Consider the following 14,473-nt stretch of genomic DNA (forward strand, 5'->3'; position numbering starts at 1 on the left):
TCATTTTTGAATTTTATATACTGTTTTTAATTCACCTTTACCCGAATTCCTTTTGTATGACTTGCAAATTCTGGCGCATACATACTTTCAATAGTTGTAATTCCGTTTGAGAATTCACCACTGTTGTTTACCCTAATGACATATTCGATAACATAAGTTCCTTTGTTGACAGTATCAAAAAAGAAATGAGTTGCGGCATCTTTGGTACTCATATAATAACCCAGTCGATCTTTGTATTGATATTCTGAAAGTACATTGACAGGTTCAAAACACGAAGCTCTCATATCTTTCAGATGAACAAACTCCATATCTTCTTTAGATTTTATAATTAATCTTACCGTAACTAAATCTCCAATTTTCAAAGGATTTTTAGTTGTTATTCTTTCTAATTCATTCCCTTTTAAAGTATTCATTTTAAGGTATAATTCTTTTGAAACCGATAAAACTGCTCCCGAATTGGTTTTGATTTTATCCAAATCTTCAAAATACTGCCAATAAACTCCACCAAAACCAGGAACTTTCGATTTATTCTGAATGCTCACAGAGGCCATTTCTTTTTTGATTTCATCCGCTTTCCAGTTCAGTTTAATATAACCTGTTTCAGCTTCTTTTTCGTTTTCGGCTAACTTTTTGGTTAGGATTTTTTCGTTTCCAATTTTAATGATAGTATTGTCTTTTACGGATAACCAATCATTTCCTTGCATCAATAAAGCATAAATAGCTTCAGTCGTAGATTTTGTGGTTGGCCAGTTTTTGCTTTGCTTGTTTTTTAATAACCAGACTTTCATTGCCTCTACAGATTTTGTGTCGTGATTCACTTCGGCGAAAGCCTCAATCAATAAAGCCTGAGTTTCTATAGGCGCTTGATACCAATACCAGCCTGCTTTGTTGGCAATCCAGTACATGCCCCAATCTTCGTTGTTTGAAGAGGTTTCTTTTAGGCTTTCTATTATTTTTTTAGCCGTTTCAATTTCTCCAAAACGGTTTAAAGTCAAAGCAGCCAATCCTTTTTCGTAAAGAGAATACTTTAACCAATCTTTTTTGGCTGTTTCCAAATACAATTTAGTTGCTTTTTTCAAAGTATCTGATAACGGATATTTTTCTAAATAAAAACTTCTGGTATATAAAAAATGCAAATCAGAATAAGGATTATTCCAAATTAGTTTATCTGTTGTTTTTAAGTTTTTTGTCTGACCTTTATAGTATTCTAAGAATTTATTGTCCAGAAACGGAATTCCGGTTTTAGCAATTGCATCAATTTTATCCTCATTGTCTTTTGTTTTATTCAATTTCGATAGATGACCTAAACCAGCCAGAATATGTCTGGTAATATATTCGCTTTCATAGTTTCCTCCAAACCACGAAAAACCTCCTGATGGTAGTTGTTTTTGTTTCAGTTTTTCGAAAGTAGCTTCTTGAGAAGTTTTCATTTTTTCTAAATCAAATAAAAGTGCGAGATTATTTTTCTTTTCATCTTCGCTTTGAGCGTCATTTAACCAGGGAGTTTCTGCCAGAATGATCGATTTTAATTCTTCGTTCTCTTCTAATTTTGAATTTGGTTTTCCGTTCTTTCTCCAGTCTTCAAAAACAGTTGCAATCTTCGGATTACTTGAAATGATTTCTGAAGCTAAAGCATTGGCATAAAAACGCGCAAAAGTCTGTTCGGCACATTCGTGTTCATATTCCATTAAATAAGGCAAAGACTGAATTGCAATCCATGAAGGATTTGAAGTATATTCAAATGTTAGCTGATGATTTTTTAAAGTAGTAGAAGTGTTATTTTTTAAATTCTCAAACGTATATTCTTTAGTAGAATTTTCACGAACCCAGATTGGGATACTTTCTGTAATCAATATATTATTGGTAAGTACAGGAAGTATATTTTCTTCTCCGTCAGAAAAATTACCTGATTTAGCCAGAATTTTATATTGCACACCTTGTAAACCATCAGGGATAGAGATTGTCCAAGTTGCGGTTGTATTTCCAAAAGCTCCAACAGTAAAGTTTCTAACGTTTTTTGTGTTCAGGATTTTGGTATCAATAGGTTGCATTGTTACAGCATCAAAAAACTGTAAAATCGCAATTCCTGTTTTTGCCTGATCAGTGATATTCGAAATTTTAGCAGAGATTGCAATTGTATCTTTTTCTCTAAAGAAACGTGGGAAATTCGGCAAAAGCATTAACTCTTTTTGAGTCACAACACTTTTCTCTAAAAGACCGGAAACAGCCTTTTTATTATGCGCGAATAAACGAAGTTTCCAAGAAGTTAAAGCTTCCGGAGAAGTAAAATTGAAACTTACTTTTCCAGTTGCATCTGTTCTTAAATTAGGATAAAAGAAGGCAGTTTCTGAAAGATTTTTTCTTGCTTTGACTTGTGTTAAGACTTCTAGGGCTTTTTTGGTTGTAATGATTATTACCCCGTTTGAGCCTTTGCTCCCGTACAATGCTTTGCCTTTATCTCCAGTTAGAAACTCTATGTCTAAAAGATCATCAGGATTTATTTTTTTGAAATTACTTTCAGAAGAGATTTCTCCATCAATTATATATAAAGTTGATTCATTGACAACCATTGAGGTTAAGCCGCTGACGATTTTTTTTCCAGGTATAAATTTGATTTTATTTGTTTGAAAATAGTATTCAGCATCATTTGTAGTTTCTGAAGCTTTGGCTACCACAGGTTTTACAAATCGAACACTGTCTACTTTGGGTATTGCCGCGGTATTATAGACTTGATTATCTTCCTGAACTACCATAGCGGCAGCCCCAGCACCAACAGGAGAATCAACTGTTAAAACAGCATCAGGATCTCCTTTGATAGTTTCAGAACCTACTTTTTTGTCTTTAATTTCAGTTATAGAGTAATTAAGAGAATCACCATATCTACTATTGTAAAAGTCAAAACCAAACCAGTTTAATTTTGTTTCTTCTTTATAGAATTTATCTATAGACAGATCTTCATCTAAGTTTTCTAAAGAAGCGTTTATACTTTCAAAACCTAAACCAGATTTAAAATTGGAGGAGTTGTAATGGTAATTATTTATGTTTAAAATATTCCAATCTCTTATTGTAAACTGATCGAGAGAACTGTCATACATAGATGCCAACACTTCTGCTTCGGTTTTGGCATTGATTGATTTTAGTTTAAATGACCACTTTTCAGTACTTCCGGGTTCGATTTTATTTCTAAAACTCTCCACAGTGAATTCTAGTTTAGATTCTTCTGTTTTTAGTGGAACGTTTATTTCATCTTCAAAAATTTCGTTCTCAAAAATGCTTTGAAAACCCAAACGCATTGAATTTTCAAATTCATTTTTTAACGGAATTTTGATTGTGACTTCATTGTTTTGTAAATGATATGTGTTTTCAAAATAGGTTTGATTGCCATAATTTCCGTTTGTAATGATATAAAGATCCGGAATTACAGAAGATAGTTTGACTTCGACAAAACCATCTTTTTTAGGATTGCTATTAATTTGTTCTGCCGTAAATAATTTACTGGGATTAAACTTGTCTTTGCTTTGTTTGATTTCAAAAGTCGAAACAGATTCTATCGGAGTATTAAAAGTGTCTTTTGCTGAAAAAACAATTTTATAATTTCCGGATTTATAATTTGAAATAAAATCCAGCGCTATTTTTTTATCTTTTTCGGTATCTATTTTCTTTGAGAATAATAAAGTTTTGCTAGGTTTTTCGGTTTTAATTTCACGGATTTCATAAGGAAACAATCTTTCAAAATCAGCTGTCGAAATGGTTTCGATTTCTGGTTTTGGCCAAACTTGTTCTTTGAATTTATTAGAAAATGGGCGTACGAAATATAATTTAATTTCGCCTTTTGCTGCTAAAAACTCTCCGTTTAAATTGGTACTTGTAAGGGTGATTTCATTTTTGTTTTTAGTTTCAATACGACTTGGAATGCTTGCATTGATAATCAAATCATGATAACCTACTTTTATGATGGTTTCTGAGGTGTGAGTTTCTCCATTGATATCTATAACATCAGCCGTTATTCTGTAATTAAAGATGGGTAATTGTTCTTTGATTGCATTTTTCGAAGGTTCGGCTTTAAATTCAATTACAAATTTCCCTGAAGCATCTGTTTTGGTTTCACCAGTTGCTATAGTTTCATTTTGTTCCTGACCGTAATAATTTCTAAAATAACTTGTAAATCGATTCACAATATAAGTCACTTTTGCATCAGAAATATTGCTGCCTGCAAATGCTTTTGCAATTCCGTTTAGCTTAATAGACTGATTTACCTGAAAACTTTCTTTTTTAGGATCAAAATCTACTTTGAATTTTGGACGTTTGTATTCTTCAACTCTAAAATTAATTCCTGCGCTTTCAAGTATTACCGCTTTCCAGAAAGATTCATTTGGACTGTTTTTTATATCAAATTTTCCGTTTGTAGAATCTTCAGGTCTTACAGCATAAATATTATAATTACCAGTTAAACCGCTTTTTGGCAAAACAAATTCGCCTGAAAATGAGCCAAATTCATTTGTAGTAACTTCAAATTCTTTAAAATTCTGATAGTTAACATCTTTAATCATAATTTTAAAAGAAGTATTAGCAACGATGCTCGTTTTGTTTTCTTGCTTTTGAATTGCAATTCCTTTGTAGTAAACAGTTTGCCCGGGACGGTAAATAGAACGATCCAAATAAAATTCGACTTTTGCTTTTAAAGTCTTGTATTCGTTTGTATTGTATCGCTCTGTATATCGAATATAATTTTGGAGTGGCAAAATGGTATCGTTCTCTAATGAAAACTCAGTATGATCATTATAAGAATGATTGATACGTCCAACATAGGATGCAAGGCCGTTTGTATCTGTTTTAAGTGTATAATAGGACGATTTTATAGACACATTTTCCAGAGGCTTTCCTGTTTTTCGATCCAAAACCTGAAAGTTTTCTTTACTATCTCCTTGAGATGCCAGAATACTTAAGTTTGAAACCGTTATAGTTTCAAACGTAGAAGCTTTTTTGTCTTTTAATCCGGAATCGCTTTCGAAATAAACTAAATAACTTCCTGTTTCTAATTGCGGCAATAGAACTTCTGTGCTATAGTCAAAATAGTCATTTTTGTTTTGAAGTTTGTACTCGTTAGAGGCAATTGCACTTTGATTTTTTATAATTATCTCAGTTAAACTATCTTGTTTGTAGAAAACTTGTGAGTCTGAGAATTTTTTTAGGGTTTTTTGATCTATTTTATAGAATGATATTTTTAAGTTATCAATATTTTTATAGTTGATAAAAGCTCTGGTATTCTCTTTTATATAACTGTATTTTTTAAGTCGAATGTCCAATGATTTAGAAATAACATTTTGTTTTTGCTGTAAGGCGGTTTGGGATTCATTCGTTTTATCATTGATCATTATAATATCGTCATACATTTTGACAGCGTCAATTTTATAATTCGGATGTAATTCTTTTGAAGCTTGGGAAAGTAGAAGTTCGGCCTTTTTTAGCAGAATTTTTTGAGTAAGAATTTTGTCTTTTGTCTGTTGTTGAAGATCATTTAAATACTTCGTTAAAGCTTCCGTAGATTCTGGTATGAAATCACTACAGAATGTAACTCGGTTAAATTGATTTTCTAAAGAAGGATTGCTTGATTCTAACTTTTGATATAAAGCAATAACTTTTCTTAGGTTTTCATCTTTTATAAAACTTAAATCAAGTTTCAAAAATGCTTCCGAATTTCCTAAAAGTTCGTTTTTATGTACTGCTATTTCACTATTTTGAATTTGCCACCTTTGTATTTTTTCAGTAAAAAAACCGATGTTTTCTTTAACTAGATAATCATATAAGTTTTCCGTTTTTAATTTTTCTAAAGACAAAAAATCAAAAATAGCCTGATAATTTAAGAGTGGAGTATTTTTTAGAATTGATTCGTTTTCAAGTGTTTTTTCCATAACAGCAATAACTTCCTTTTCAGATGTAAATTCTGTTGATGGACTTTGATAATCCTCAGATGAAGGAACTTCAACACTATCTGCTACGGCATATGCTGCTTCGTCTACAACTGCGGCAGCACTATCAACAACTGTGACAGCATCATCATAATTAGAATAATTATTTAAGCATTTTGCATACACCAAATTCAAAATTGCTTTAGACGGTATTGAAACCCTATTAATATCGGTTTTAAGATTGCTTAAGATTTTAGTTTTTGCATTTTCATCAACTACCTGTAAATATTTAGAGTGATAAAAAAAACATTTTATCATTTGTACTTCATCTTTATTCGAAACAGCTTTTTTGTAGATTTTATATACTATCTCGTTAGCAGATTTTATTTTGCCTTCGTTTTCATAGGCAATAACCTTATTCCATTTCTTATCATTTTGTTGTGCAAATAATGCTGTTGAAAGCAAAAGGAAAACAAATAAAATATTTTTCATAAATCAATTTTAATATATTGAGTGTTATTTTTTGATAAAGGTTGGGAAGCTTTAAAAATAAATTTCGTACAAATTACTAATTTATCTCTAAAACCAAATGAGACATTTTATATTTCCTTATTTTTGAAAAATAATTAGCGGGTTTTATTAGTTATTTGCTATTTCGATTAACCGATTAAACAGTTTAACGATCAAACATTTTAAATGAGAACACATTTCATCGCAATAGGCGGAAGTGCCATGCACAATTTAGCATTAGCATTACATAATAAAGGATATAAGGTAACGGGTAGTGATGATGCTATTTTTGAACCATCAAAATCAAGATTGGATAAAAAAGGAATTTTGCCTGTTGAATTAGGTTGGTTTCCTGAAAAAATAACTGCTGATATTGATGCAATAATTTTAGGAATGCACGCAAAAGCAGATAATCCTGAATTGTTGAAGGCGCAGGAATTGGGTTTGAAGATTTACTCTTATCCTGAATTTTTATACGAACAGTCTAAAAATAAAACACGCGTTGTAATTGGAGGTTCTCACGGAAAAACAACAATTACTTCGATGATTTTGCATGTTATGCATTATCATAATATCGAAGTCGATTATATGGTAGGAGCACAGCTGGAAGGTTTTGATACCATGGTACATCTTACCGAAGAAAATGATTTTATGGTTTTGGAAGGCGATGAGTATTTGTCTTCTCCGATAGACAGACGTCCTAAATTTCATTTGTACCAACCTAATATTGCGTTAATTTCCGGAATTGCGTGGGACCATATTAATGTGTTTCCAACATATGAGAATTATGTGGAACAATTTGAAATTTTCATTGCTAAAATTACAAATGGTGGAATCCTGGTTTATAACGAAGAAGATCCTGAAGTAAAACGTGTTACTGAGGCTGCTACAAACCCAATTCGTAAATTGGCTTATACAACTCCAAAATATACTGTAAGCGATGGCGTAACTTTATTAGAAACTCCGGAAGGCGATATGCCAATCGAAGTTTTTGGGGCGCATAATTTAAATAATCTTGCCGGAGCAAAATGGATTTGCCAAAATATGGGGGTTGACGAAGCTGATTTCTACGAAGCAATTGCCAGTTTTAAAGGAGCCTCTAAACGACTAGAAAAAATAGCCGAAGGAAAAGGCAAAGTAGCTTATAAAGATTTCGCTCATTCGCCAAGTAAAGTAGCTGCAACAACAAAAGCAGTAAAAGAACAATACCCAAACAGAACATTAGTATCTTGTTTAGAGTTGCATACTTATAGTAGCTTAAATGCTGAGTTCCTCAAAGAATATGAAGGAGCATTAGAATATGCAGATGTTGCGGTCGTCTTTTATTCTCCGGATGCCATAAAAATTAAACAATTAGAAGAAGTTACATACGATCAGATTGCAACGGCTTTTAATCGTAAAGATTTAATTATTTACACCAATCCAACTGAATTCAAGGAGTATTTATTCAATTTAAATCTTGATAATTCGGCTTTGTTATTGATGAGTTCCGGAAATTACGGAGGCTTAAACTTTGATGAAGTTAAAGAATTAGTTCTTTAGAAAATTTGATAATTAAAAAATTTCTGAAATGCCAATTATAGTTTTGTGATTGGCATTTTTTTTTGAAATACTATTTTATTATTTATGAGTGATTTTTCTTATTTTTAGATATATTAGCCTTTTAGACTATAGAAAGATGAATTCAAAAATAAAAGTTGTAAAACAACGAGCGAAAGCTATAACAATTATTGCTGCCTTAGAATTAGGCCGCAGAAGAAGGACAGAGGATGCTTCGAAATTAGGGAAAATTACTTCCAGTAAAATGGTTTTTGAAATGATGCAGCCTATTAATGGCGAATTATCTCATGAGGAATTTTGGGCGCTTTTTCTTAATAATTCGAATAAAGTGATTTAAAAAGCACAATTAAGCAAGGGTGGTATCACAGGCACAATTGTCGATGTGCGTCATGTTTATAAATTAGGGCTTGAAATTGGCGCTACAAGCTTGATTTAGTGTCATAATCACCCTTCAGGTACATTGCAGCCAAGTGATGCTGACAAACTAATAACAAAGAAATTAAAAGCAGCGGGACATAGTTTAGATGTTAAAGTTTTAGATCATTTGATTATTACTGAAACAAAATATTATAGTTTTGTAGATGAAGGAATTTTTTAGCTTATGAATACCACTATTACCGACGTTTTTTTTGATTTGGATCACACACTTTGGGATTTTGATAAAAACTCTGAGATGGCTTTTGACCGAATTTTTAAAAGTAGGTTCCCCGAAATTAAAATAGAAGACTTTATTGCAAAGTACGCTCCAATAAATCAGGAGTGCTGGAAATTGTATCAACATGATAAAATCACGCATGTCGAACTGCGTTACAATAGATTGAAGTTTTCTTTTGATGCTTTAAATATTGAAATTTCTGATGAAGATATCAATCAGATTGCAATTGATTATATTGAGTTTTTGACAGATAATAATCATCTCTTTGATGGTGCTATAGAAGTTTTAGAATATTTAAAACCAAAATATAAATTACATATCATCACAAATGGTTTTGCAAACGCTCAGGATAAGAAAATTAATAACGCTGCACTTTCAGGTTATTTTGATACAATAACAAATTCTGAATTAGCAGGCGTAAAAAAGCCAAATAGTATTATCTTTGATTACGCTGTAGACTTGGCCAAGGCTTCAAAAGAGAATAGTATAATGATTGGCGATTGTCTTGATGCCGATATAAACGGTGCATTAAACGCTGGTTTGGATGCTATTTTTTTTAATGATAAAAAAGTTGAAGCTCCGGAAAATATTAAACAAATAAACCATTTATTAGAACTTAAAAAATATTTATAATTATGAGAATAAAATTTTTATTGATTGCGCTTCTTACTTCTATTATTGGATTCTCGCAATCTGTTAATGATTACAAAGCCGTTATTGTACCTTTAAAGTACGATTTTCTTAAGTCGGAAAATCAATATAGAACGGCAACAATGACTAAAGCAAATTTAGTAAAAGCGGGTTTTCAGGCTTTTTATGGTAATGAAGAAATTCCGGCGGGTTTGGGTGATCGTTGTGAATTTTTATACGTTGATGTAAAAAAAGACAATGGTTTTTTAGTTACTAAACTTTTCGTGGAATTTAAAGATTGCTACGGTAAAGTAATTTATACTTCAGATATAGGAAAAAGTAAAGAAAAAGAATATGAAGTAGCTTATAGAGAATGTCTTGATTTGGCATTTGCTTCTATCAACGCTTTGCATTATAAATATAATGGTAAAACTGTAAATTCTACAAAAGCACCAACCACTTCGATTCCGGCAGCTCAGATTGTACCTGCTACTGCAATTTCGACTCCAACTGCTGATTTGAAAGATCCTAACTTATTGTTTGCTCAGCCAACAGAAAATGGATATCAGTTAATCGATAAAACGCCAAAAGTGGTGATGAAATTGTTAAAAACATCACGTCCGGATTCGTTTATTGCTATAAAAGATGGTATTCAGGGATCATTAAATGCAAAAGACAATCAATGGTTTTTTGAGTATTATAAAAATGATCAATTAGTTTCTGAAAAAGTTTCAGTAAAATTCTAAAAATAAAATATGGTTTTAATAACCATATTTATCTTTCCAACGGTTCTTTAAAAATTCGCGGTTGCTGTTCTCTCGAGAGTTGCTTCCCGGATTATAAAGAACCGTTTCTTTTACAGCTTCAGGTAAAAATTCTTGCTCTGCAAAATTATTGGCATAATCGTGCGAATATTTGTATTCATCTCCATAACCTAATTCTTTCATCAGTTTGGTTGGTGCATTTCTTAAATGAATAGGAACAGGCAGATCGCCCGTTTGCTTTACCAGTTGCTGTGCATTACCAATCGCCATATAAGAAGCATTGCTTTTAGGAGAAGTCGCCAGATAAATAGCACATTGACTTAATATGATACGGCTTTCCGGATATCCAATAGTGGCCACAGCCTGAAACGTGTTATTAGCCATTATAAAAGCTGTTGGATTTGCATTTCCGATATCTTCACTGGATAGAATAAGCATTCTTCGGGCGATAAATTTTACATCTTCACCACCTTCAATCATTCTTGCTAACCAATAAACAGCTCCATTAGGATCGCTGCCTCGAATTGATTTTATAAATGCCGAAACGATATCATAATGTTGTTCGCCACTTTTGTCATACAAAACAGTATTTTGTTGCACCAATTCAAAAACACGATCGTTTGTAATGATGATTTCGTCTCCATCGGAAGCATTTATTACAAGTTCAAAAATATTCAATAATTTTCTGCCGTCTCCACCAGAAAGTCGGAGTAAAGCTTCCGTTTCCTTTAGGGTAATGTTTTTTGAAGCTAAATAGCTGTCCTTTTTCATAGCACGATGTAGCAAAGCTTCTAAGTCTGATTTTGTAAAAGCATTTAGAATGTAAACCTGGCAACGTGACAATAATGCAGGAATAACTTCAAAACTGGGATTTTCTGTTGTTGCTCCAATAAGAGTAATCCAGCCTTTTTCGACCGCTGCCAAAAGCGAATCTTGTTGCGATTTGCTAAAGCGATGAATCTCATCAATAAATAAAATAGGATTTTTGGCAGTAAACAATCCGCCGCTTTGCTTTGCTTTTTCAATTACATCACGTATGTCCTTAACGCCTGAATTTATGGCACTCAATATATAAAACGGACGTTTAGATTCCTGGGCAATAATTTGGGCCAGGGTTGTTTTTCCTGTTCCCGGCGGTCCCCAAAAGATCAATGAAGGAATAAGTCCTTTCGAAATTTGTTGGGTCAACGAACCGTTTGGTCCAACTAAATGGCTTTGACTAATGTAGTCTTCTAATTGCTGTGGGCGAATACGCTCGGCTAAAGGTGCTTCCATTTTGTAAAATTACTATTTTCAATTTTAAATCTATATTTTTAGAGTTAATTCGTGCTACCTGCTATGTTTTTTGTTGCTATTGATAACAATTCAGAGTGACTAAGAAAGATATTCCTTGCATCATTGTTAGAGTCGTATTGTGTAGTTTTTTCTTTTAGCTGACAAATTATCAGTAAATTGTAATTGGATAGTTTTTTGATAACTTCAAATAACTTATTTATAGCATTATGAACGACAACCACTTTAAATTTTCGAATACCGTTATTGGTCTTCCTGTCTTTTTTGTTCTTTTTTTGTGGATTGTTTATTGGGTACAAATCCGTTTCGATTACGACTTTTATCAATATGGAATTTATCCTCGTGATTTCTCAGGTTTACAAGGTGTTTTATTTAGTCCTTTTATTCATGAAAATTTAAGCCATTTATATAATAACTCCATTCCGCTTTTAGTATTATTGGCAGCGATGCAATTTTTTTATCCAAAGCAATCTTTGTCTGTGATTGTCTTCGGAATTTTGTTTTCAGGATTAATAACCTGGACTATTGGCCGCTCAAATTATCATATAGGTGCAAGTGGACTAATTTATGTGTTGGTGAGCTTTATTTTTTTTAAAGGAATTCGAACCAGGTATTATCGTTTGGTTGCACTTTCATTATCGGTTATTTTGCTATACGGAGGAATGATTTGGTATGTTTTTCCGGACGTTGACAAAACCATCTCTTGGGAAGGTCATTTGGCTGGTTTTATAACTGGACTTGTAATGTCTTTCTTTTATAAAACACCCGAATATGCTAAACCTATTGTTTATGAATGGCAGAAACCAGATTTTAATCCGGAGGAAGATGCGTTTATGAAACATTTTGATGAAGATGGAAACTTTGTAAACACAGAAATTGAAGATGAAGAATTTGTGACTGTTCCCACTTATTATAATTCAAATGTTTCTGTTAATTATACTGTAAGAAGAACAGAATCTGAAGACACGTTATAAACCTGTAAATTTCGATTTGATAATAATTGACTATTTTTGTTTGAACACCTTAATTTTAACTTGTTTGTTATGAAAAAGATAAGTTTGATAATCCTGCTTTTTATGTTTTTGTTTAATTCAAAAGCAATGGGACAATGTGATGTCAAAAATAAAATCCAGGCTGATGGATCTATGGTGTACTATTTTGATCCTGCTGTTTTTTATACAACAAAATCTAAATCTTTAAAAATTAATATAGTTACTGATAAAGAACATTATTTTGTTTCGTTGCAGCCAACGCCATTCCCGCCTAAAAAAGATGGGAAAAAGATCAAGAATGATTTAGTAATGCATCTTGCGGATAATAAAGTTTATAAGTTGGCACATTATGATACGCAATACATGCGTAACGATTCAGTGATGCAAGTTTTATATTTAATTGATGAGAAAGATCTTGCTTCATTTTCTAAATTTGAAGCTTTAATGGCTGAAATCAGTTTAGAAGAAACTGATTTTGTGCATAACTACATTTTCAAGCTGCATAAAGACGCTATCGTAAAACAGCTGGCTTGTTTTATGGAAAAGGAAGGTAAATAGTTGTTAATCCTCTTTAGTCGGTTCACTTTTATGTAATAATTTTTTATTTATATTTTTAAAAAGATTATTAAAAGTTACAGTCAATGATGCGGCATTTACAATTTGATTTTCCTCATCTCTTGGGAGGTATTCATTGGCATAAGTTAATTCAATTTGTATGTCATCAGTATATAAGTAACCAGCTCCAATGTTTAGTCTGTTTCGGTCAAAAAAGCTTAGGCCAGTTACTTTAGTTCCAGATTTAAAAAAAAGCTCATCTGAAGCGACCCCGTAAACTACACCTTCTCTTAGAACTTTACTGTTTATAGGTTGTAAGTATTTTATTTGTTGCCTATATCGTAATACATTGTCATACGTTCCGTCTTCACTTCGCATATGTCTTAGCTCCATTCTCATTCTGGTGCTTAAAGTATATCCTGTTTTATGAAAGTAGTAGATTCCCTGTAAAGCAAAACGAATTTCGGGAGATTTAAATTGTCCAATTTCAGGAACGTCCTTATTGAAATTGTAGGCTAAGAATGAAGAGAATTTCCAACGGGGAGAGTAGTAGTAATGTCCCCATAATCGTGCAGACCTTTGTATGTTTTGTTGAAAAATATTAGAGGAGGATTCCGTGCTGCTGTATGCAGCTGCTAAATCCAATTCAGTCGACCACTTTTCATTAATGGTTCGTGTGAACTGAACTTCATTCCAAAATTGATTATAAGTAGTAGTTTGTCCGTAGCTAATACTTGTAATCAAAAAAATTACAAGTATTAAACCAGGCTTTTTAAGAGATATGTTATGAGTAGGGTTTAAAGACATCAATTGTTATATTAATTTGTCATCCTAATTCCTCAATACTATTTAACTTCTTTGTCGAACGGTTTCGTATAAAAATGCTCCGCAAGCTACAGAAACGTTTAATGATCCTATTGATCCAAACATTGGCAATTTTGCTTTTTCATCAACGATTTTAAGTACAGAAGGGTTTATTCCTCTTTCTTCAGATCCCATGATAATGGCTAACGGTTCGTTTAGTGCGACGTCATAAATGTTTTGATCTGTTTTTTCAGTTGCAGCTACAGTTTTAATTCCTGATCCCTGAAGATAAAAAATTGCATCTTTAATATGTTCAACTTTACAAATAGGGACATTAAATACAGCTCCTGCAGAGGTCTTAACAGTATCTCCGTTTACAGGGGCAGAACCTGATTTCTGTACAATGATTCCGTTTACACCAGTACATTCTGCAGTTCTGATAATAGCTCCAAAATTACGGGCATCAGAAATCTGATCTAATATTAAGAATAATGGTTTTGTTCCGGAAGCAATAGTTGATTCAACTAAATGTTCCAGCTCTATAAATCCAATAGGGGATATAGTGGCAACTGCTCCCTGATGGTTGTTTGGTGTTAATCGATTTAATTTTTCTACAGGTACGTAAGAGAAATTAATGTTAGCGCGTTTCATCACTTTCATTAAGTCTTTCATTAATTCTCCCGAAATCTCTTTTTGTATAAATACTTTATCAACTTCTTTACCTGCTTGAATTGCTTCTATAATGGCTCTAATTCCAAATATTTGATGTTCTTTTTCCATGGGACAAATATAGGTATAATG

At 32.4% G+C, this 14,473-nt stretch carries 9 protein-coding genes and 1 pseudogene; 6 read left to right on the plus strand and 4 right to left on the minus strand.

Annotated features, from left to right (window positions below):
- Positions 1-26: 26 nt before the first annotated feature.
- Positions 27-6,401, minus strand: a complete 6,375-nt coding sequence (locus tag NJT12_RS03755; RefSeq protein WP_271334594.1) for an alpha-2-macroglobulin family protein — start codon at positions 6,399-6,401, stop codon at positions 27-29.
- Positions 6,402-6,605: 204 nt separating this feature from the next.
- On the opposite strand from NJT12_RS03755, the gene NJT12_RS03760 reads away from it, so the two are divergent.
- The 4 genes and pseudogenes from NJT12_RS03760 (at position 6,606) to NJT12_RS03775 (ending at position 10,010) form a co-directional block, all read left to right on the plus strand.
- Complete coding sequence (locus tag NJT12_RS03760) at positions 6,606-7,961, plus strand: UDP-N-acetylmuramate--L-alanine ligase (RefSeq protein WP_271334595.1); 1,356 nt, start codon at positions 6,606-6,608, stop codon at positions 7,959-7,961.
- Between the two features lie 169 nt (positions 7,962-8,130).
- Positions 8,131-8,577, plus strand: a pseudogene (locus NJT12_RS03765) (JAB domain-containing protein); the annotation flags it as partial.
- Positions 8,578-8,580: 3 nt separating this feature from the next.
- Complete coding sequence (locus NJT12_RS03770; RefSeq protein ID WP_271334596.1) at positions 8,581-9,267, plus strand: YjjG family noncanonical pyrimidine nucleotidase; 687 nt, start codon at positions 8,581-8,583, stop codon at positions 9,265-9,267.
- 2 nt (positions 9,268-9,269) lie between these two features.
- Positions 9,270-10,010 (plus strand): hypothetical protein, encoded by a 741-nt coding sequence (locus NJT12_RS03775; protein WP_271334597.1) that lies wholly within the window; start codon positions 9,270-9,272, stop codon positions 10,008-10,010.
- Positions 10,011-10,025: 15 nt separating this feature from the next.
- On the opposite strand, the gene NJT12_RS03780 is transcribed toward NJT12_RS03775, so the two are convergent.
- Positions 10,026-11,303 (minus strand): replication-associated recombination protein A, encoded by a 1,278-nt coding sequence (locus tag NJT12_RS03780; RefSeq protein ID WP_271334598.1) that lies wholly within the window; start codon positions 11,301-11,303, stop codon positions 10,026-10,028.
- A 227-nt stretch (positions 11,304-11,530) separates the two neighbouring features.
- Between NJT12_RS03780 and NJT12_RS03785 the strand changes: the two genes are divergently transcribed.
- Complete coding sequence (locus NJT12_RS03785) at positions 11,531-12,295, plus strand: rhomboid family intramembrane serine protease (protein ID WP_271334599.1); 765 nt, start codon at positions 11,531-11,533, stop codon at positions 12,293-12,295.
- Between the two features lie 69 nt (positions 12,296-12,364).
- Entirely contained in the window at positions 12,365-12,871 is a 507-nt protein-coding gene (locus NJT12_RS03790) for a hypothetical protein (RefSeq protein WP_271334600.1), read from the plus strand.
- Positions 12,872-12,874: 3 nt separating this feature from the next.
- Here NJT12_RS03790 and NJT12_RS03795 read toward each other — a convergent pair whose 3' ends face one another.
- Entirely contained in the window at positions 12,875-13,612 is a 738-nt protein-coding gene (locus NJT12_RS03795) for a DUF2490 domain-containing protein (RefSeq protein ID WP_271334601.1), read from the minus strand.
- 105 nt (positions 13,613-13,717) lie between these two features.
- Positions 13,718-14,452, minus strand: coding sequence for a 23S rRNA (guanosine(2251)-2'-O)-methyltransferase RlmB (gene rlmB, locus NJT12_RS03800; protein ID WP_271334602.1), 735 nt, complete (start codon positions 14,450-14,452; stop codon positions 13,718-13,720).
- Between the last annotated feature and the right edge of the window lie 21 nt (positions 14,453-14,473).

The organism is Flavobacterium azizsancarii, from assembly GCF_027980145.1.
GTDB classification, from domain to species: Bacteria; Bacteroidota; Bacteroidia; order Flavobacteriales; family Flavobacteriaceae; genus Flavobacterium; species Flavobacterium azizsancarii.

What these genes read in the sequence shown, in the direction of transcription:
- NJT12_RS03780 (WP_271334598.1), bottom strand. Translation starts at nt 11,303, where the DNA reads ATGGAAGCACCTTTAGCCGAGCGTATTCGCCCACAGCAATTAGAAGAC.
- NJT12_RS03770 (WP_271334596.1), top strand. Translation starts at nt 8,581, where the DNA reads ATGAATACCACTATTACCGACGTTTTTTTTGATTTGGATCACACACTT.
- NJT12_RS03755 (WP_271334594.1), bottom strand. Translation starts at nt 6,401, where the DNA reads ATGAAAAATATTTTATTTGTTTTCCTTTTGCTTTCAACAGCATTATTT.
- NJT12_RS03785 (WP_271334599.1), top strand. Translation starts at nt 11,531, where the DNA reads ATGAACGACAACCACTTTAAATTTTCGAATACCGTTATTGGTCTTCCT.
- NJT12_RS03790 (WP_271334600.1), top strand. Translation starts at nt 12,365, where the DNA reads ATGAAAAAGATAAGTTTGATAATCCTGCTTTTTATGTTTTTGTTTAAT.
- NJT12_RS03775 (WP_271334597.1), top strand. Translation starts at nt 9,270, where the DNA reads ATGAGAATAAAATTTTTATTGATTGCGCTTCTTACTTCTATTATTGGA.
- NJT12_RS03760 (WP_271334595.1), top strand. Translation starts at nt 6,606, where the DNA reads ATGAGAACACATTTCATCGCAATAGGCGGAAGTGCCATGCACAATTTA.
- rlmB (WP_271334602.1), bottom strand. Translation starts at nt 14,452, where the DNA reads ATGGAAAAAGAACATCAAATATTTGGAATTAGAGCCATTATAGAAGCA.